This window comes from Streptomyces sp. NBC_01334, assembly GCF_035983595.1.
Taxonomy (GTDB): domain Bacteria; phylum Actinomycetota; class Actinomycetes; order Streptomycetales; family Streptomycetaceae; genus Streptomyces; species Streptomyces coriariae.
In genome coordinates this window covers 7613953-7632228 of sequence record NZ_CP130718.1, presented here as the reverse complement: position 1 = coordinate 7632228, position 18276 = coordinate 7613953, and the positions used below count along the sequence as shown (strand labels likewise).

General features: G+C 73.0%; 17 protein-coding genes. 12 read left to right on the top strand and 5 right to left on the bottom strand.

All coding sequences use genetic code 11. The annotated features are described in order from the left end of the window. Positions 1-63 precede the first annotated feature (63 nt). The 3 genes from OG736_RS34140 to OG736_RS34130 all read left to right on the top strand — a co-directional run bounded on the left by OG736_RS34140 (position 64) and on the right by OG736_RS34130 (position 3312). Entirely contained in the window at positions 64-1143 is a 1080-nt protein-coding gene (locus OG736_RS34140) for a FecCD family ABC transporter permease (protein WP_442817109.1), read from the top strand. Between the two features lie 167 nt (positions 1144-1310). Beyond that, the gene (locus OG736_RS34135) at positions 1311-2306 is read left to right on the top strand and encodes a FecCD family ABC transporter permease (RefSeq protein WP_327187777.1); all 996 of its coding nucleotides are present in this window, start codon (positions 1311-1313) and stop codon (positions 2304-2306) included. 4 nt (positions 2307-2310) lie between these two features. After that, positions 2311-3312, top strand: a complete 1002-nt coding sequence (locus OG736_RS34130; protein ID WP_327185810.1) for an ABC transporter ATP-binding protein — start codon at positions 2311-2313, stop codon at positions 3310-3312. 97 nt (positions 3313-3409) lie between these two features. On the opposite strand, the gene OG736_RS34125 is transcribed toward OG736_RS34130, so the two are convergent. Continuing rightward, positions 3410-4363: a methionyl-tRNA formyltransferase gene (locus tag OG736_RS34125; RefSeq protein WP_327185809.1), complete on the bottom strand. Its 954-nt coding sequence runs from the start codon at positions 4361-4363 to the stop codon at positions 3410-3412. 96 nt (positions 4364-4459) lie between these two features. Here OG736_RS34125 and OG736_RS34120 point away from each other — a divergent pair, with 96 nt between their 5' ends. Beyond that, entirely contained in the window at positions 4460-5764 is a 1305-nt protein-coding gene (locus OG736_RS34120) for a lysine N(6)-hydroxylase/L-ornithine N(5)-oxygenase family protein (RefSeq protein ID WP_442817108.1), read from the top strand. Positions 5765-5952: 188 nt separating this feature from the next. Continuing rightward, positions 5953-6624 carry a formylglycine-generating enzyme family protein gene (locus OG736_RS34115; protein WP_327185807.1) on the top strand — a complete coding sequence of 224 codons (672 nt, stop codon included), beginning with the start codon at positions 5953-5955 and terminating at the stop codon, positions 6622-6624. A 70-nt stretch (positions 6625-6694) separates the two neighbouring features. Here OG736_RS34115 and OG736_RS34110 read toward each other — a convergent pair whose 3' ends face one another. Both OG736_RS34110 and OG736_RS34105 read right to left on the bottom strand, forming a co-directional pair. Then, entirely contained in the window at positions 6695-8197 is a 1503-nt protein-coding gene (locus tag OG736_RS34110) for an amidohydrolase (RefSeq protein ID WP_327185806.1), read from the bottom strand. 110 nt (positions 8198-8307) lie between these two features. Further along, positions 8308-9873, bottom strand: coding sequence for an IucA/IucC family protein (locus OG736_RS34105; protein ID WP_442817107.1), 1566 nt, complete (start codon positions 9871-9873; stop codon positions 8308-8310). Positions 9874-9975: 102 nt separating this feature from the next. On the opposite strand from OG736_RS34105, the gene OG736_RS34100 reads away from it, so the two are divergent. The 3 genes from OG736_RS34100 (at position 9976) to OG736_RS34090 (ending at position 13703) form a co-directional block, all read left to right on the top strand. After that, positions 9976-11502: an IucA/IucC family protein gene (locus tag OG736_RS34100; RefSeq protein WP_327185804.1), complete on the top strand. Its 1527-nt coding sequence runs from the start codon at positions 9976-9978 to the stop codon at positions 11500-11502. A gap of 102 nt (positions 11503-11604) precedes the next feature. After that, complete coding sequence (locus OG736_RS34095; RefSeq protein WP_020125460.1) at positions 11605-12867, top strand: VWA domain-containing protein; 1263 nt, start codon at positions 11605-11607, stop codon at positions 12865-12867. Beyond that, on the top strand, positions 12867-13703 hold the full coding sequence (locus OG736_RS34090) for a hypothetical protein (RefSeq protein WP_327185803.1): 837 nt from the start codon (positions 12867-12869) through the stop codon (positions 13701-13703). Before OG736_RS34095 ends, OG736_RS34090 begins: the two co-directional genes overlap by 1 nt. 100 nt (positions 13704-13803) lie before the next feature. Here the strand turns inward: OG736_RS34090 and OG736_RS34085 are convergent, their stop codons facing one another. Next, the gene (locus tag OG736_RS34085; protein WP_327185802.1) at positions 13804-14445 is read right to left on the bottom strand and encodes a winged helix-turn-helix transcriptional regulator; all 642 of its coding nucleotides are present in this window, start codon (positions 14443-14445) and stop codon (positions 13804-13806) included. 86 nt (positions 14446-14531) lie between these two features. Between OG736_RS34085 and OG736_RS34080 the strand changes: the two genes are divergently transcribed. From OG736_RS34080 to OG736_RS34065, 4 genes are all read left to right on the top strand, one after another. Beyond that, on the top strand, positions 14532-15740 hold the full coding sequence (locus OG736_RS34080; RefSeq protein WP_327185801.1) for a pyridoxal phosphate-dependent aminotransferase: 1209 nt from the start codon (positions 14532-14534) through the stop codon (positions 15738-15740). Positions 15741-15927: 187 nt separating this feature from the next. After that, positions 15928-16527 (top strand): histidine phosphatase family protein, encoded by a 600-nt coding sequence (locus OG736_RS34075; protein WP_327185800.1) that lies wholly within the window; start codon positions 15928-15930, stop codon positions 16525-16527. Positions 16528-16573: 46 nt separating this feature from the next. Further along, positions 16574-17269 carry a hypothetical protein gene (locus OG736_RS34070; protein ID WP_327185799.1) on the top strand — a complete coding sequence of 232 codons (696 nt, stop codon included), beginning with the start codon at positions 16574-16576 and terminating at the stop codon, positions 17267-17269. 59 nt (positions 17270-17328) lie between these two features. Continuing rightward, complete coding sequence (locus OG736_RS34065; RefSeq protein WP_327185798.1) at positions 17329-17751, top strand: acyl-CoA thioesterase; 423 nt, start codon at positions 17329-17331, stop codon at positions 17749-17751. Between the two features lies 1 nt (position 17752). Here the strand turns inward: OG736_RS34065 and OG736_RS34060 are convergent, their stop codons facing one another. Next, complete coding sequence (locus OG736_RS34060) at positions 17753-18148, bottom strand: winged helix-turn-helix transcriptional regulator (RefSeq protein WP_327185797.1); 396 nt, start codon at positions 18146-18148, stop codon at positions 17753-17755. Between the last annotated feature and the right edge of the window lie 128 nt (positions 18149-18276).

Here is an 18276-nt window from a genome sequence, read left to right as displayed (position 1 = left end):
GCTCACCTAACCTGCTGACAGGATTGTCCGGTGGTCCGCCAACAGGGGTCTGCGCGAGGGGCGATGACCCGACGGCACCCCGGCGAGACCCCCGGACCGCGACATGGAGACCGGCAAGTGGCTTCAGGCAGAAGGCTTCGCACCGCGGCGCTGGTGACATTCGTCGTCGCCCTCCTCATCGCCCTGTCCCTGCTGTCCGTGGCACTGGGCGCGCTGAACGTCCCCCTCGACCAGGTGGTCCGCGCGGTCCTGGGCCGTCCGCCGAGCCGCCTCGTCGACAACATCGTCTGGTCGGTTCGGGTCCCCCGCACCCTGCTGGGCCTGACGACGGGCGCCGCGCTCGGCCTGTCCGGCGCGCTGATGCAGGCCCTCACCCGCAACCCGCTCGCAGACCCCGGCATCCTCGGCGTCAGCGCCGGGGCGTCCTTCGCGATCGTGCTGGCGGTCGCGGTGTTCGGGGTCGGATCGCTCTACGGCTATGTGTGGTTCGCGTTCGGCGGAGCGCTCGCCGCGAGCGTCCTGGTCTTCTCCCTGGGGCGGCTGGGCCGTTCCGGTGCCACGCCCGTGAAGCTGGCGCTCGCCGGGGTCGCCGTCACCTCGCTGCTGTCGTCGCTCACCAGTGCCGTGGTGCTGACCGACCAGGACGCCCTGGACCGCTACCGCTTCTGGTCGGCCGGCTCACTGGCCGACCAGGACTCCGGTGAACTGCTGCGCATCCTGCCCTTCCTCGCCGTCGGGGCCGTCCTCGCCCTGTCCTGCGCACCCGCCCTCAACAGCATGGCCCTCGGCGACGACGTGGCCGCCTCGCTGGGCCGGCGGCTCGGCCTGGTCCGCCTCCAGGGGGTCACCGCGGTGATGCTGCTGACCGGCGCGTCGGTCGCCGTCATCGGTCCCGTGGTCTTCCTCGGCCTGGTCGTGCCGCACATCGCGCGGGTGCTCGCCCAGTACGCCGGGATCGGCCCCGACCACCGCTGGCTGCTCCCGCTGTCCGCCGCCCTCGCGCCCGTACTGCTGCTGTCCGCCGACATCCTCGGCCGGACGCTGGCCCGGCCCACCGAGATCCAGGCCGGCGTCCTCGTCGCCTTCCTCGGCGGCCCGTTCTTCATCGCCCTGGTCCGCCGCCGTAAGCTCGCGGAGGTGTGAGCGTGCCCGCACAGTCCCCGGACACAGCACAGTCCCCGACCACAGCACAGTCGCCCGCCACAGCGCAGTCCCCGGCCGCACCGGCCGTCGAGGCGTCCCCCACCGTCCCCGCGCACCCCGCGCTGCACGGCCGGCCGTTCCGGCTGGCCTTTCCCCCGGTCTCCGGCATGCTGCGCCCGCGCCTGGTGCTGACCGGCGTGCTCGTCGCCGCGGGCGCGTTCCTGCTGTTCTGCTGGGGCCTCACCCTCGGCGACTACCCCGTGCCCTTCACCGACGTCGTCAAGGCGCTCGGTGGCGCGGGCGACCCCGGCACGGTCGTCGTCGTACAGGATCTGCGGCTGCCGCGCGCGCTGACCGGGCTGCTGGTCGGCATCGCGTTCGGCGTCTCCGGGGCCGTGTTCCAGACGATGACCCGCAACCCGCTGGCCAGCCCCGACATGATCGGGCTGACCGAGGGCGCCGGAACGGCCGTGGTGGCGGCCGTGGTTCTCGGCTGGACCGGCGGCCTCGGGCTGTCGACGCTGGGGCTGCTGGGCGCCCTGACGACCGCGCTCCTCGTCTACGCGCTGGCCTGGAAGGGCGGCACCACCGGGTACCGCATCATCCTCGTCGGCATCGGCGTGTCCTGGATCTGCACCAGCGCCACCGACTTCCTCGTGGCGCGCGGCAGCCGGTTCCAGGCGCAGGAGGCCATCGGTTGGCTGGTCGGCAACCTCAACGGCCGGACCTGGGACCAGGTGGACTCGCTGGCCCTCGCCATGGCCGTGCTGCTGCCGGTCACCCTGGCCATGGGCCGCTGGATGCGTACCCTCCAGCTCGGCGACGACGTGGCCGCGGGGCTCGGCACGCCGGTCCAGCCGGTCCGGCTGGCCCTGCTGCTGGCCGGGGTGGGGCTGGTCGCCTTCGGCACGGCGGCGGCCGGTCCGGTGGCCTTCGTGGCCCTGGCCTGTCCGCAGATCGCCCAGCGGCTGGCGGGCACCGCGTCGCCACCCCCGATCGTCTCCGGTCTCACCGGCGCGTTGGTCGTCCTCGGCTCGGATCTCCTCGCCCGCGAGGCGATCCCCGGGACGGAACTGCCGGTCGGGATCGTCACCGGCGCCCTGGGCGCGCCGGTCCTGCTGTGGCTGCTCATCCGCGCCAACCGCGCGGGCTCTGGAGGCTGATCCCATGTCGACCACCGACCCGCGCACCCCGCGGCCGACCGAGCCGAAGACCGGCGCGGGCTTTCCGCGCCCGTCCGGCGCCGGCACCCCTCTCCCGTCCGGCGCCGACGCGAACGCCACGGGCCCGGGCACGGGCCCGGGCCCGGGCACCTCTCACCCACCGTCCTCAGGGCCGGAGTTGCGGGCCAGGAGCCTGCATCTCGCCTACGACGGAAGGTCGGTGGTGGAGGATCTGGACCTCAGCGTGCCGACCGGCCGGATCACCGCCATCGTCGGGGCCAACGCCTGTGGCAAGTCGACCCTGTTGCGCGCGCTGGCCCGCCTGCTGACACCGCGCCAGGGCGTCGTGGAGCTGGACGGGGTCGCCCTGCGGTCCGTGCCGACCCGCGAACTCGCGCGCACCCTGGGCATCCTGCCGCAGACGCCGGTGGCGCCGGAGGGGCTGACCGTCTTCGACCTGGTGGGCAGGGGCCGCTCACCGCACCAGACCTGGTGGCGGCAGTGGTCCGCGGCGGACGAGGAGGCCGTGCACGGGGCGCTGGCGGCGACCGGTCTGACCGACCTCGCCGACCGTCCGGTCGACGAGCTCTCCGGCGGCCAGCGGCAGCGCGCGTGGATCGCGATGGCCGTCGCCCAGGGCACCCCCGTCCTGCTCCTGGACGAGCCGACGACCTATCTCGACCTCGCCCACCAGATCGACGTGCTGGACCTGATCACGGACCTCAACCGGCGTGAGGGACGCACGGTGGTGATGGTGCTGCACGACCTCAACCAGGCGTGCCGGTACGCCGATCACGTCATCGCCATGAAGGCGGGCCGGATCGTCGCCGAGGGCCCGCCCGCCGAGGTGGTCACCGAGGCCACCGTCGAGGACGTCTTCGACCTGCGCTGCCGGATCACCCCCGACCCGGTCAGCGGGACTCCGCTGGTCATCCCGCTGGGCCGGCACCACCACGACGGCGAGGTCCCGGCCGAGGACGCGAGGCCGGCGGCGATCGTCGACTGACCCGGCGACGGGCCCCCGCCCCGCATGGCCGGGGACCCGTCCGGTTCAGCCGTTCGCCTTCCCGCTCCCGCTCAGGTTCCGGTCCAGGTCCAGGTCCTCAGGGCCGCGACGTCAGATACCCGCCCATGGTGCGGAACCAGTCGGCGGCCGCGTACTCGGTGCCGTCGTCGGTGCGCACCCGCTTCACCAGGAGACCCCGGCAGCGGCCCGACCAGGACTCGGCGCCCGCCACCACGACGACGCCGTCCCCCTCCCGGATGAAGATCCGGCCCGGCGTGCCGCCGTAGCACCCCTGCGACACTGCCGCCGAGACGATCCTCAGCCGCTGACCCCGGTGGTAGGCGTACGCGTTCGGGTACGGGTCCGACTGGGCCCGCACGAGCCGTTCCAGCCGTTCCGCGGGCCAACTCCAGTCGATCCGGCTGTCCTCCGCCGACCGCTTGTGGAAGAAGCTGGCCCGGGCACGGTCCTGCGGCACCCACTGGCCGGCGTCCCGGCCGGAGGCGATCAGGTCGAGCGACTCCCGCACGATGGGCGCGATGAGGTCGACGGTCCGGTGGAACAGGTCGGTCGCCGTGTCGGTGGGCCCCACCGGCACCGAACGCTGCACCAGGACGTCCCCGGCGTCGAGTTCGGTGTTCATCCGGTGCGCGGTCACGCCGACGCGCGCCTCGCCGTTGAGCAGAGCCCAGATGATCGGCGAGAAACCCGCGTACGACGGCAGCAGCGAGTCGTGGATGTTGAGGGTGCCGTGCGGCGGCAGGTCGAACAGCTCGGGGGGCAGCCAGGTCCGCCAGTTGTTGGCGACGATGATGTCCGGCCGGGCGTCCGCCACCGCGGCCAGGAGTTCGGCGTCGTCGGGACGGTTGCGCAGCAGGACGGGGACGTCGTTCTTCTCCGCGAGTTCGGCGACGTTGTCGTCCCATATCTTCTCGTAGGCGTGCTCGCTCTTCGGATGGGTGACGACGAGGACGACCTCGTGGTCGGAGTCCAGCAGCGCCTGAAGCGTGCGGTGACCCCAGGTCTGGTAGCCGAGCATGACGACCCGCATGACGTCCTTCCCTTCAACGACTCATTGCAAGGTAAGCCTTACCTTATCTAGCATGGGCCTGCCTGAGGAGGCGATGCCAAGGTGAAGTCACCGCTCATGGGTACCGACGTCATCCACGACGTCATCGGAATCGGATTCGGTCCATCAAATCTCGCTCTGTCCATAGCGGTCGAGGAGCACAACACAAACCTTCCGGCGGACCGCCGCCTCAACGCCCTGTTCCTGGAGCGCCAGCCGCGCTTCGGCTGGCACCGCGGCATGCTCATCGACGACGCCACCATGCAGGTGTCCTTCCTCAAGGACCTTGTCACCCTGCGCAATCCGACGAGCGACTACAGCTTCCTCTGCTTCCTGCGCGAGCGGGGCAGACTGATCGACTTCCTGAACCAGAAGACCCTCTTCCCGCTGCGGATGGAGTTCCACGAGTACTTCGAGTGGGCCGCCGCCCGGGTCTCCCACCTGGTCTCGTACGGCAGCGAGGTGGTCTCCGTCGACCCGGTGCGCGACGAGGACGGCGAGGTGGCCTTCTTCGACGTCACCTGCCGTGACACCGGTTCCGGCGAGACCGTGACCCGCAGGACCCGCAACGTCAGCGTGGCCATGGGGCTGGAGCCGCATGTGCCGCCGGGTCTGGACCTCGCCGAACGCGTGTGGCACAACAGCGAGTTGATCCCCCGCGCCACGCGACTGGGCGAGGCGGGCGAGCCGGTACGGCGGGCCGTCGTGCTCGGCGCCGGCCAGAGCGCCGCCGAGGCGGTGGACTATCTGCACCGCACCTTCCCCGAGGCCGAGGTGTGCTCGGTCTTCGCCAAGTACGGCTACACCCCGGCCGACGACAGCCCGTTCGCGAACCGCATCTTCGACCCGGAGGCGGTCGACGTCTACTTCTCGGCGCCCTCCGAAGTCAAGCAGTCGCTGATCGACTACCACCGTTCCACCAACTACTCGGTGGTCGACATGGAGTTGATCGAGGCCCTGTACGCCACCTCGTACCGGGAGAAGGTGGCGGGCCGGGAGCGGCTGCGCTTCCTCAACGTCTCGCGGGTCCGCGCCGTCGACCCCGGTCCGGACGGCGGTCTGGAGGTCGCCGTGGAGTTCCTGCCCACCGGTGAGCGGCAGGTGCTCGCCGCCGACGTGCTGGTGCTCGCCACGGGATACCGCCCGCGCGATCTGGCGTCGCTGCTCGGCGAGGCGGCCAAGCTCTGCCTCCGGGACGACGGGGACGCGGTCCGCGTGGGCCGGGACCACCGGGTGGAGACCGTGCCGGAGGTGACGGCCGGCCTCTATCTGCAGGGCGGAACCGAGCACACCCACGGGCTGACCAGCACCCTGCTGTCGACCGTCGCCGTCCGGGCGGAGGAGATCCACCGCTCCGTACTGGCCGGAAGCCCGACGGCCTGACCCACCCGAACTCCCCGGGCCCGGAGGATACGGTCCCTTCCGGGCCCGGGGTCCGCCCGGGTTTTCGTGCGTCCGCCCGAGGGGTCGGCGCCCCGCCCCGGGACGACGCGCTCGGCGGCGCGTCGCACCGGAAGCACGGACTCGACTCGGCCGTCTCGCTGCGGCCGGTCGTTTAGGATCTCCTGATCATGGACGTGATGACGGGGAACGAGATGATCGCCGTCCCGCCGGGGCAGGTGACACTGTCGGACCGGCGGACACAGCGCAGTTGGTCGGTCGAGCTTGCGCCCTACGAACTCGCGGCAGTCCCGGTCACCCAGGCGCTGTACGCACAGATCACAGGCCGGCGGCCGAGTAACGCCCACGGGGACCGGCTGCCCGTCGAGTGCGTCTCCTGGTGGGATGCGGCGAGGTTCTGCAACTCCCTTTCCCGGCGCGACGGGTTCACGCCCGCGTACCGCTTCGGCGCCGACGACGAAGGGATCGAGTGGGACGCGTCCGCCGACGGGTACCGGCTGCCGACCGAAGCCGAATGGGAGCACGCCTGCCGTGCCGGTACGGCCGGGCCGCGTTACGGGGAGCTCGACGAGATCGCCTGGTACCGCGGCAACTCGCACGAACGCATGCACGAAGTGGGCGGCAGACGCCCCAACTCGTGGGGACTTCACGACATGCTCGGCAACGTCTGGGACTGGTGCTGGGACGTCTACGACGCCGAGGTCTACGGCACCTACCGGGTGCTCCGCGGCGGTGGTTGGTTCGACGAGCAGTGGAGTTGCCGGGCCTCCGCGCGGCGCCGCAGCCACCCGACCTTCCAGGTCGACGACGTAGGTTTCCGCATCGCGCGTTCCCACGTGTGACGACCGGTTCGCGTCGGCCTCCGCCCGCGGACGCATCGGGCGGCGCGGGGCCGCGCCGCCCGCTCTGCGCTCAGTACGGTCCATGGGTCCAGCGGCCGTCCGTCATCGTGGCGTGCACGGGCATCTCGCGCAGGGCGTCCGGGCCGGCCCCCGACGGGTCCACGTCGACGACCACCAGGTCGGCCGGGTCGCCGACCCGGATGAGCCGGCGTCCGCGGGCCGCCGCGACCAGCGCGTCCTGGACGGACAGCCGCTGCTCCGGGTGCCAGGCGGGGCGTTCGTCGTCGGTCCGGCCGACGGCCGACGCGATGGCGAGCCACGGGTCGAGGGCCGACACCGGGGCGTCGGAACCGAACTCCAGCCGGGCCCCGGCGGCGAGCAGATCGGCGTAGGCGAAGGCGCGTCCGGTGCGTCCGGCCCAGTGCCGGTCCGCCACGTCACGGTCGTCCGTCGCGTGCCGGGGCTGCACCCCCGCCGTGACGCCCAGGCGAGCGAACCTCGGGAGGTCCTCGGGGCTCAGCAGCTGCGCGTGTTCGATCCGGCCCCGGCAGCGCACCGCCTCGAAGGCGTCCAGGGCCAGCGTGTTGGCGTGGTCGCCGATGGCGTGCACCGCGGGTTCGACACCGTGCGCGGCGGCCCGCCGCATGAGCCGCACCAGCTCGTGCGGTGACGTCTCCTCGATGCCGTGGGAACCGTCCGTGCCCTCCAGCCCCGGATAGGGATCACGGCACAGCGCGGTACGGGTGTTGAGCGAGCCGTCGGTGAAGAGCTTCAGCGGGCCCACCCGTACCAGGCCGCCGGGCGCGCCGACCTCGTCCCCCGTACGCAGCCCACGCTCCACGGCCGCGTCCAGGCGGCTCGGGTAGATCGCGGCCGCCACCCGCACGGCCGGCCGGCCCGCGGCCGAGCGCCGCTCCCAGTCCGCGACCGTGTCGCCGAACTGGAAGTCGATGACACCGGTGACCCCGCGTGCGGCGGCGGCCTCGCAGGCGTCCGCGATCCAGCCGTCGACCACCGCGGCCGGCGCCTTGGGGAGCGCGGACAGGACCTCGTGGCACTCGGTCTCCCTGACCAGGCCGGTGGGGTGGTCGCCCCGGCCGACGAGGGCGAGACAGGCCGAGTTCAGCCACGCGGCGTGCAGATCGGCGCTGACCAGGGCGACCGGCCGGTCGGGCAGGACCGCGTCGAGGAGCCGCTTGTGCGGGGCGTCGGGCCACAGCCCGTCCCGGAACCCGTATCCGAAGAGCACCGTGCCGTCGGGCGTCGCGCCGCCGCGTTCCCGCACCAGGTCGGCCACCGCCCGCGCGGAGGCGGTTCCGGCCAGGTCCAGACGGTGCCGGGCGCTCGCCCACTCCGCCATGTGGACGTGGGCGTCCCACAGGCCCGGCAGCAGCACCCGGCCGTCCAGGTCGATGACCCGCCCGCCGTCGGCCTCCCCCGCGCGTCCCCCGGTCGCGGCCTCCGCGACGACATGGGTGACCCTGCCGTCCGCGATCCGCAGCCGGGTGAGCGGCCCGCCGGCGCCGAGCCGCACCCGGTCGAGCGTCAGCGCGGCGCTTGCGTGGTCCGCCATGGGAGCCTCCCTCTGCGACGGGCGTCTCTCGACACCCCGGAACCCGTCAAGGTAAAGTTAGGCTTACCTTATCCAATGATCGCTTCTCCGTCCCCCGATCGGCCTCGGCCTCACCGGAGGAGCGGGTTGGGCAGCGGCAGATAGCGGGCGTCGGCGCCGTCCGCGCCCGTCCAGCGCAGCAGCAGGTTCGTCTTGCCGGGCAGGGTGGGCGCGGTCAGCAGGGCGGCGGCCTCGGGAAGGTCGTGGCGGCCCAGTTCACGGCGTACGGCGGGCCAGGGGTCGAAGCCGGGGTGACGTTCGGCGAGCGCCGCCGCGACCTCCCACAGATGGTTCACCACCAGGCAGTACACCAGCCGCTCCCAGCCGGCCGACCGCTCCACGTCCGGCAGCAGTTTCACGCCCTCGGCGTCCCGGAACAGGGCCTGCACGGGGGTGCCGTCGGCGTCCACGGCGATGAGCGTGTTCTGAAGATGCGCCTCGAGGACGACACCGTGGTCCGCGAAGGCCGTCAGCGCCGGGGGGACGACGACGGCCAGATAGGCCTCCCACCAGGCCGCCGGGTCCGCCGCGGCGGCCAACGGGCTGCCGTCGAAGCCCTCCACGAGTCCCGCGGCGAGCAGCGGGGTCGCGCCGGGCGGCAGAGCGTCCGCCAGCCCGTCGCGGACCAGGACCGCGAGCGCCTCGAAGGCGAAGTCCGCGGTGCGGTAGCCGCGGTCGCTCAGCCAGACCGCCGGGGCCGGGCGGCGCGCCGCGGAGCCGGCGCCCGCCGCGAAGGCCCGGACCGCCGCCTCGTCGGTCCGGCGCAGTTTCAGCAGGTCGTGCCGCCACAGCCGGCGGATGTCGTTGGTGATGCGGACGTCGAGGCTGAACTTCAGACAGAGATCCCGCTCGGGTGCGTAGACCGTCCGCACGGCGGCCGTCGGCCAGGCCTCGAAGTCGGTCGCGCCGAGCCGGACCAGGCGGCCGTCGGCGAAGGCCGGCGCGAGCTCCCGGCCGGCCAGCTCGAGCTGCCAGGGGTGGGCGGGCAGCAGCCGGTAGCCGGGCGGGGCCGTGCCGAGGGCGTCCAGCGCGCAGGTGTCGCCCTCCTCGACGACCGCGTCCTCGCGCAGCCCCAGCAGGACCAGCGGAAAGCGGGCGTGGACCTCCGGGGCGTACGGCAGCCAGCCGGCCGGCGGGCCGCCGCCGCGCGCCTTGGGGGCCGGATGGTGGGGATGGCCGGTGAGGAGCGACTGCTCGGAGCGCAGGTAGAGGCCGGGCGGCGGGGTGGCCCGCGCGCGTGCGGTGAGCATCGCGGCGACCACGTCCCTGCTGTCGGTCATCTCGGCGGGCAGTTCCTGGCCGGCCGGCCCGGTGTGCCCGCGCAGCACCTCGGCGACCAGCCCGACGAGCGCGGCATGGCCGAGGCGGTGCCAGGCGCCCGCCGTGTACACCTCGGGCTCGGCGGGCCGCCGGGTGCCGCGCACGCGCAGCAGCCGGGCGCCGCCGGGCGACCCGTCGCCGGGCAGCCGGTACACGAACCGGCCGTCGCCGCCCGGCGGGCCGGGCAGCGGTTCGGCGACCTCCCGCAGCAGACAGTTGAGCAGCGGCGCAGCCGCGTAGGCGTCGGCGCGCTCGGCGACGCCGTCGGCGGACGCCGCGGCCTCGGCGGGCGGGGGGATGAGGTCCACGCGATCCACTGGTTCCCTGGTTCCCTACGGTTCTTCCGGGCGGAGACGATCATTATCGCGTCGTCACAAGCCCCTCCGTGACGTCGTACCCGCACCCTCAGGAGCCCACCCGTGCACCGTCCCCCCACCGCCGAGGCCGAGCTGGCCACGGAACTGGCCGCCGTACGCCCCTTCCTCGGCCCGCGGTACACGGCCGCGCTGCCCGGGGCGAGGGCGGCCGTGCTGACCCGGCTGTGGCGGGCGCTCGTCCACGAGCCCCTGCCGTGGATCGCGCACCGCGGGGGGTCCGGCGGGGAGAGCCTGCTGCGGCTGCGCGACGGCCGCCGTCTGCACGGCCCGCGCGCGGATCCGTACGCGACCGCCGCCTATGTGGCGGACGTGCGGCTGGACGGCGTGGCGTACGACGATCCCGCGCGGCTGATGACGGAGCTCGCCGTGCCGCACGGCGCGGGCTTCGCCGCCGAACTCGGCCACAGCGTGGCGTCGTTGGCGCTGTCGCGGGCCGGGCAGGAGCCCGGCCTCGCCGCCCTGAAGGATCCGGGCGAGTGGCCGGTGCACGACTGGGAGTGGGAGCAGCGGGTGGTCGACGGGCATCCCTACCATCCCAACTGCCGTGCGCGGCCCGGCTTCTCGGTGGCCGAGCAGCTGGCGTACGGACCCGAGCACCGGCCCTGCGTGCGGCTGGGGCTGCTGCCGGTGCCGGCCGACGAGTGCCTGGTGTCGGGCGAGTGGCCACGGGAGCTGCGCGACGGAACGCGGCTGGTGATCCCGGTGCATCCGTGGCAGGCGGCGCACGTGCTCAAGCGGACCTGCGAACGGGAGACCGGCGCGCATCCTCTGATGTCGTTGCGCACCCTCGCCCTCGTTGACGGCCCGCACGTCAAGACCGCGCTGAGCACCCGCCTGACCTCCTCCGTGCGGGACATCTCCGTCGGCTCCATCGCCGCCTCCGCGGCCCTCTCGGCGTTCGCGGAGACCCTGACTCCGCACACGGACGGCCTGCTGCACATGACCCGGACCCTCGGCGCGGCCACCGCGAACTCCCCCGATCTGGCGGCCGTGTTCCGGGAGTCGCCGCGCGTGTTCGGGGCGCCCGGCGAACACGTCGTCCCGGTCGCCGCCCTCGCCGGTACCGAACTTCCCGCCTCCCCGGCCTGGTTGGCGGAGTTCGCCCGTCTCGCGCTCACCGTCGGGCTGCGGCTGCTGGAGCTGGGCGTGGCGTTGGAGGCGCACGGCCAGAACCTGCTGGTCGTGCTGTCGGCGTCCGGCGCCCCGCTGCGGCTGGTCTATCGCGACCTGGCCGACATCCGGGTCAGTCCGGCCCGACTGGCCCGGCACGGCATCCCGCTGCCGGACGAACTGCCCGAGCGGATCCGCACGGACGGCGTGACCGCGCTGCGGCGCAAGCTGTTCGGGTCCCTGGTGGCGGGCGCGCTGGCCGGGACGGCGGGCAGCCGCCCGACGCTGCGGGCGGCCCTGGAGACGGCCGTCCGGGATCTCCCGCGTTCACCGGACCTCGTGGCGTTGTGCGAGGAACCGCTTCCGGCAAAGGCGCTGACGCTGATGCGGCTGTCGGCGGGGGTGCCCGGGGACCAGTGGGCCCGGTTGCCCAACCCGCTGACCGGGGACGCACGTTGAGCCGGTGACGAGCGCCGGCCGGGGACGAGGTCCGGCCCGGATGTCGAAACCGGTTCCCCCGCCGTTTTGTGGCCGGACGCCTCCGATCAATAGGATCCGCCGATGATCAGAACACAACGGCTGGCGGCGGGCGTCTGCGCCCTGCTCGCCGCGCTCACGGCGGGGATCGCGTTCCCGGCCGGGGCGGTCGCCGACGAGACCACCGCCACCGCGCCCAAGGTCGACCTGGTCCTCGACGTCAGCGGTTCGATGCGGACGAAGGACATGGACGGCGGGACGCGGATGGCCGCGGCCAAGCAGGCGTTCAACGAGGTGCTGGACGCGACCCCGGAGAACGTTCTCCTGGGCATCCGCACCCTGGGCGCCAACTACCCGGGCGACGACCAGAAAACGGGCTGCAAGGACACCGCGCAGCTCTACCCGGTCGGCCCGCTGGACCGGACGGAGGCCAAGACCGCGGTGGCGACCCTGTCGCCGACCGGTTGGACGCCGATAGGCCCGGCCCTGCTGAAGGCCGCCGACGACCTCGACGGCGGCACGGGCTCCAAGCGCATCGTGCTGATCAGCGACGGCGAGGACACCTGCGCTCCGCTCGACCCGTGCGAGGTGGCCCGTGAGATCGCGGCGAAGGGCATCGGCCTGACGATCGACACCCTCGGCCTGGTGCCCAACGTCAAGATGCGTCAGCAGCTCAGCTGCATCGCCGAGGCGACCGGCGGCACCTACACCTCGGTGGAGCACACCGACGAACTCACCGACCGTGTCAACCAGTTGGTCGACCGGGCCGCCGACCCCGTGGTGACGCCGGTCGCCACCGAGGGCGCGGCCTCCTGCTCCGCGGCCCCGGCCCTGAAGTCCGGGCTGTACACCGACCGCGAGGAGTTCGGCCAGGAGCGCTGGTACAAGGTCGACGTCGAGCCGGGCCAGGAGCTGCGCGCCTCGGTGAGCGTGTCGGCGGACCGGACCATGAACCCCGACTACGGGGTGCTGCTGCGGGCGGTCACGGTGCACGGCCGGGAGATCGTGCGCGGCGAGGCGGCCGGCAACGGCCGTACCGACGTCATCTCGACCGGTCTGCGCTACCCGAAGGCGGAGAGCGACGAGGACGAGGCGCCCGCCGAGACGGTGTGCGTGCAGGTCACCAACTCCTATTCGGCGGCCTCGGGGGTGAAGACCACGCCGGGCATGCCGCTGGAGCTGACCGTGGACGTGGTCGACGGCCCTTCGCAGGCGAGCGACGTGGCCTCCTTCGGCCTCGGCCGCGGCTGGTGGCTGCTGGGTGTCCTGGTGCTGTTCGGCTTCCTCGCGGGTGTGCTGTGGGGCTGGGTGTCCCGCTGGCGGGTCGCGGTCTGGAGGACCAACTGATGAGAATCACACGTGTGTTGAGCAGCACCCTGCTGGCGCTGGGGCCGGTGCTCGGGCTGGCGCTCGGACCGGCGGCCGCACCGGCCGCGGCCGACTCCACCCCGTCGGCGAGCCCTTCCGACGACAGCTCCGCGCCGACCGAGGCGGGCACGTCGTTCCGTACGGCGACGGAGATCGACCAGGGGCAGACGGCGACGGCGAGCGGGTCCGCGGGCGACTACCTCTACTGGTCGTTCCCGGCGGACTCCGGGCAACGCCCCACCGTCAAGGCGACGGTGAAGCTGCCTCGGACCCACACCACGCAGACCTGGCAGGTCGACGTGTACGACGGTCTGCGGCGCCGTCAGGCCTGCCAGTACGGCGCCCAGACGCGCACCGCCGGCCAGGGCACGGCCTCGGTGGAACTGGCCTGTGTGCTGCGCACGGTCCGCGCCTGGTCGGAGCCGTGGGCCGACGACCCGCTGCCGGGCACGTACTACGTCCGGCTGACGGCTCTCGACCTCGAGGCGGCCGACCTGGGCCTGCCGGTCAGCACGGAACTGCGGGTGGACTCCAAGGACATCGGGGGCGCCGCGGCCGTGGACGGCTCGCTGGCGGAGCCCCTGGTTCCGGGCATCGCCGTCACGTCCCCGGCGCAGGAGGACGACGCCGACGACTCGTCGGCCACGGCCGTGCTGTCGAGCATCGAGCCGGACGACGGCTGGGCGTCCGGCTGGTGGTCCGACCGCTGGGTGTGGACCGCGATCGGCGCGGTGCTGGCCGCCCTCGCCGGGATCGGCGGATACACGCTGACCCGGGGTTCGGGACGCCCACGGCACGTACCGCCGGTCGCCTGACGCTCACTTGACGCCTCACCGGAAGGCCCGCCGCGGCACAGCGGCGGGCCTTCCGTCATGCGCTGCGCCCCGCCGTCCGTGACACCCCCTACCCGCCCGCTCAGGCCTCCCGCAGCGCTTTGGCCAGGGTGCCGTCGCCGTCGACCTCGATCCGCCCGGCCCGTACCGCGTCGAGCACGCCCAACCCGCCCTGCGCGACGGCCGTGCAGGTGTCCGTGTCGAGGACGAGTCGCGCGTCGGGCTCCCCGGGCGCGGGCCCGTCGCCGTACACCGGCCCGTCCTCCGCGCCGACGTCCAGGTGGAAGACCCCTTCGTCGAGCCGGACTTCGACGAGGCCCACGCTCCCGGACACCTCGCCGTCGAGCCTGCGCAGCAGCGGCAGCGCGAACCAGTGCGCGCGGAGGGCGTCGGTGGGCCGCCGCTCCCCGAGTTCGCCTTCACCCCACTCCCCCAGGGCCTGCAGGACGGGCAGCAATCCCCGCCCGCGTGCGGTGAGTTCGTACACGTAGGCCGCGCCCGGCGGGGGCAGCCGGCGTCGGGTGGCGAGCCCGTCCCGCTCCATGTCCTTCAGCCGTGAGGCGAGCACGTCCGTGCTCACCCCCGGCAGATCGGCGTGCAGGTCCGTGTAACGGCGCGGGCCGGCGAGCAGCTCCCGGACGATCAGCAAGGTCCAGCGGTCGCCGACGGTGTCGAGCGCACGGGCGGCGGAACAGTACTGGTCGTAGCTTCGGCGAGGTGACATGGCACGCAGTCTAGACATGTCGTTGGACTTTCCAAGCTGGAACTTGGTAAAACCAAGCAACACACGAACCGGAGGGGCGAGCGCGCATGGAGTTCCGGCAGTCGAACAAGCTGAGCGAGGTCTGCTACGAGATCCGCGGCCCGGTGATCGAGCAGGCCGACGCGCTGGAGGCGGCGGGCCACAGCGTGCTGCGCCTGAACACCGGCAACCCCGCGGCCTTCGGCTTCGAGGCGCCGGAGGAGATCCTCCAGGACATGATCCGGATGCTCCCCCGGGCGCACGGCTACACGGACTCGCGGGGCGTCCTCTCCGCCCGCCGCGCCGTGGCCCAGCGCTACCAGGACCGGGGCCTGGAGGTCGGCGTCGACGACGTGTTCCTCGGCAACGGCGTGTCGGAGCTGGTCTCGATGGCCGTACAGGCCCTGGTCGAGGACGGCGACGAGGTGCTGATCCCGGCCCCGGACTTCCCCCTCTGGACTGCGGTCACCACCCTCGCCGGCGGCAAGGCGGTGCACTACCTCTGCGACGAGCAGGCCGAGTGGTACCCGGACCTGGACGACATGGCGTCCAAGATCACCGACCGCACCAAGGCCGTCGTCATCATCAACCCCAACAACCCCACCGGCGCGGTCTACCCGAAGGAGATCATCGAGGGCATCCTCGACCTGGCCCGCCGGCACGGTCTGATGGTCTTCGCCGACGAGATCTACGACCAGATCCTCTACGACGACGCCGTCCACCACTCCGCCGCCGCGCTCGCGCCCGACCTGGTGGTCCTGACCTTCTGCGGCCTGTCCAAGACGTACCGGGTGGCGGGTTTCCGCTCGGGCTGGCTCGTGGTGACCGGCCCCAGGCAGCACGCCAAGGACTACCTGGAGGGGCTCACGATGCTGGCCTCCATGCGCCTGTGCGCCAACGCGCCCGCCCAGTACGCCATCCAGGCGGCGCTCGGCGGCCGCCAGTCCATCCACGAGCTGACGGTGCCGGGCGGCAGGCTCTACGACCAACGCGAGACGGCCTGGGAGAAGCTCAACGAGATCCCGGGCGTGTCGTGCGTGAAGCCCAAGGGCGCGCTGTACGCGTTCCCCCGCATCGACCCCAAGGTGCACCCGATCCACGACGACGAGAAGTTCGTCCTGGACCTGCTCCTGAGGGAGAAGATCCAGGTCGTCCAGGGCACCGGCTTCAACTGGCCGACCCCCGACCACTTCCGCATCCTGACCCTGCCGCACGCGGACGACCTGGAGGCGGCGATCGGCCGGATCGGGCGGTTCCTGAGCGGGTACCGCCAGTAGGGGGCGGGGCCCTGGGCCCGCGGGCGAACCGGCGAGGCCGAGCGCGCGGCCGAGGAGCTCGGACTGACCTCGCCCGACGGGGTTTCCCGGGCCGACGCTTCTCCCGCACGTAGCCGAGCGCTGACGTGCGCACGCCCAGGTCCTGTGTCACGGTGCTGGGAGGCACGGCAGGAAGGGGCACGCGCGCGTGGGCGACCTGTTTCTCGTGCGGCACGGGGAGACCGAATGGTCACGCTCGGGCCGGCACACCGGATCGACGGACGTCCCGCTCACCGAGCACGGCCGGGACGAGGCACGACGGCTGGTGCCGCTGATCCGTGCGCAGCGGATCGGGGCCTCGTTCGTCAGCCCGGCGCAGCGCGCGCGGGAGACGGCGGAGCTGATCGGACTGCACGAGGCCCGGGTCGACGTCGGCCTGCGGGAGTGGGACTACGGCGGGTACGAGGGCATCACGACGGCCGACATCCAGCGGACGCGGCCGGACTGGTTCCTGTTCACGGACGGGGTCCCGCCCGGCCCGCCCGACCATCCGGGCGAGACGCCCGAGCAGGTCGGTGAGCGGGCCGACCGGGTGCTGGCCCTGGTCGACGCGGCGCACTCCGACGCCGGGCACAGCGTGGTGCTGGTGGCGCACGGACACTTCCTGCGGGTGCTGACCGCCCGCCGACTCGGACTGCCGGCGTCGGCCGGAGCACTGTTCCAGCTGGCGACGGGGACGCTGTGCCGGCTGGGCACGGAGCACGGGCGGCCGGTGATCGCCGCCTGGAATGTCAGACCCGGGCCGTAGCCTTCGATGAAGCCCCCGCCGGGGCGGCACTCGAAGGGAGCACGCCGTGACACGACCGCCGACCGCCGCCCAACGGCGTGTGATCGACGCCGCCGACCCGGTCACCGGGCGGCTGCGGGGCACGCAGACACAGCTGGCGGCGCTGGTACGGCACGGGCTCGCCTTCCGGCACCCGCGCCCGCCGCACGACCACTTCCTGACACCGGCGGGGCACCGGACACGAAAGGCCGTCACGGCGCCCGAGGCCGTACCCGAAGCCGCTCCGGCAGGCGCTGGAGCAGGCACCGCAGCAGGCGCTCCGCAGGCTGCTCCCGAACCGCCGGCGGCGGACACCGGCGTCTTCGCCGCGCGCGTCGGCGGCGAGGAGGACAGCGGGCCGACCGCCGCTCCCTCCCGGGCCCGCGAGGTGCACAGCGCCTGGCAGGGCCTGATCGAGCTGCGCCGGATGACCAACCCGGACGGAGGCACGGACCGGCCGTGCGGCTGGGAGCGCACCCACCTCGTGCGGGCCGCCGCGCTGGCCCTGGAGGCGGCCGGCCACCGTCCCGCCGGGCCGCGGGGCACCGACGGCTACCGGGTGCGGGCGACCCCGCAGCCGGAGGCGGTCGCCGTGCACGGACCGGACGACACGACACTGCGCGCCTGCGCGGCCACCCTGGAGAAGGCGGGCTGGCAGGCCGGCGAGCACACCGATCCCCGCACGCGAGCGCGCTATCTGCTGGCCTCCCCACGCCGGGTGTGAGGGACATGCCAAGATCAATGGGCAGGGCACCGACATCGAGAAAGCGAGAAGGGGACACCGTGAGCGAGCCGTTCTCCGTCCGGATCACCGTACGCGGATACGAGACCGACGTGCAGGGGCACCTCAACCAGAGCGTGTACATCAACTACGCGGAGCACGCCCGCTGGTCACTGCTCCAGGCCGCGGGCATCACCCAGGCCGGCCTGCTCGCCAAGGGGGTGGGCCCGGTCGCCCTGGAGACGACCATCCGCTACCAACGCGAACTGCTGGCGGGCGACGAGGTCGACGTGACCTGCGTCTTCGAGTGGGGCGGCGGCAAGACGTTCCGGATCCAGCAGACCATCAGCAAGGCGGACGGCACCGTGTCCGCCCAACTCTCCTCGGTCGGCGGACTGCTGGACCTCAAGGAACGCCGGATGGTGGCCGATCCGACGGCATACTTCAAGGAACTGGCCGTGGATCCGGGCCTGTTCGGGCTTTAGCTCAGACCGGCTCCGCTTCCCGCTCGGTGTCGTAGGCCGCCCGCGCCTCGGCGATGTAGACCCTGTTGCGCTCGGCCCAGTTCGTCAGACGTTGCAGGGTCTCGTGCAACTCCAGTGCCACCGGGGTCAGTTCGTACTCGACCTTGGGCGGCACCGTCGGGTGCACCGTGCGGGTGACGAGCCCGTCGCGCTCCAGGTTGCGCAGGGTGAGCGTCAGCATGCGGCGGCTGATGCCCTCGATACTGCGCTCCAGCTCCGTGAAACGGATGGGGCCGTGCGCCGCCGCGACGAGGATCTGCACGCTCCACTTCCCCGAGACCCTGTCAAGAACCTCTCGCACCGGGCAGGCGTGCGCGTTCACGACCTGCGAGGTAACACCGGTGTTCCCCTGGGACATCGAAGTGCCTCCTTATGCCGTTCTCCATGGTTATCCACGATGGTCCCCGTTACAAGTCGTGCACCAAGGGTTCCCCAGGAGAATGTGGAGGCCACGCCGCCATGACGGCCATCGCCGAGTCCCCGAGA

Excerpts from the sequence above, each read along its gene's own strand:
- OG736_RS34120 (WP_442817108.1), top strand. The coding sequence starts at position 4,460 with ATGGGTACCGACGTCATCCACGACGTCATCGGAATCGGATTCGGTCCA.
- OG736_RS34095 (WP_020125460.1), top strand. The coding sequence starts at position 11,605 with ATGATCAGAACACAACGGCTGGCGGCGGGCGTCTGCGCCCTGCTCGCC.
- OG736_RS34085 (WP_327185802.1), bottom strand. The coding sequence starts at position 14,445 with ATGTCACCTCGCCGAAGCTACGACCAGTACTGTTCCGCCGCCCGTGCG.
- OG736_RS34130 (WP_327185810.1), top strand. The coding sequence starts at position 2,311 with ATGTCGACCACCGACCCGCGCACCCCGCGGCCGACCGAGCCGAAGACC.
- OG736_RS34125 (WP_327185809.1), bottom strand. The coding sequence starts at position 4,363 with ATGCGGGTCGTCATGCTCGGCTACCAGACCTGGGGTCACCGCACGCTT.
- OG736_RS34090 (WP_327185803.1), top strand. The coding sequence starts at position 12,867 with ATGAGAATCACACGTGTGTTGAGCAGCACCCTGCTGGCGCTGGGGCCG.
- OG736_RS34080 (WP_327185801.1), top strand. The coding sequence starts at position 14,532 with ATGGAGTTCCGGCAGTCGAACAAGCTGAGCGAGGTCTGCTACGAGATC.
- OG736_RS34110 (WP_327185806.1), bottom strand. The coding sequence starts at position 8,197 with ATGGCGGACCACGCAAGCGCCGCGCTGACGCTCGACCGGGTGCGGCTC.
- OG736_RS34140 (WP_442817109.1), top strand. The coding sequence starts at position 64 with ATGACCCGACGGCACCCCGGCGAGACCCCCGGACCGCGACATGGAGAC.
- OG736_RS34060 (WP_327185797.1), bottom strand. The coding sequence starts at position 18,148 with ATGTCCCAGGGGAACACCGGTGTTACCTCGCAGGTCGTGAACGCGCAC.
- OG736_RS34115 (WP_327185807.1), top strand. The coding sequence starts at position 5,953 with ATGGACGTGATGACGGGGAACGAGATGATCGCCGTCCCGCCGGGGCAG.
- OG736_RS34135 (WP_327187777.1), top strand. The coding sequence starts at position 1,311 with ATGCTGCGCCCGCGCCTGGTGCTGACCGGCGTGCTCGTCGCCGCGGGC.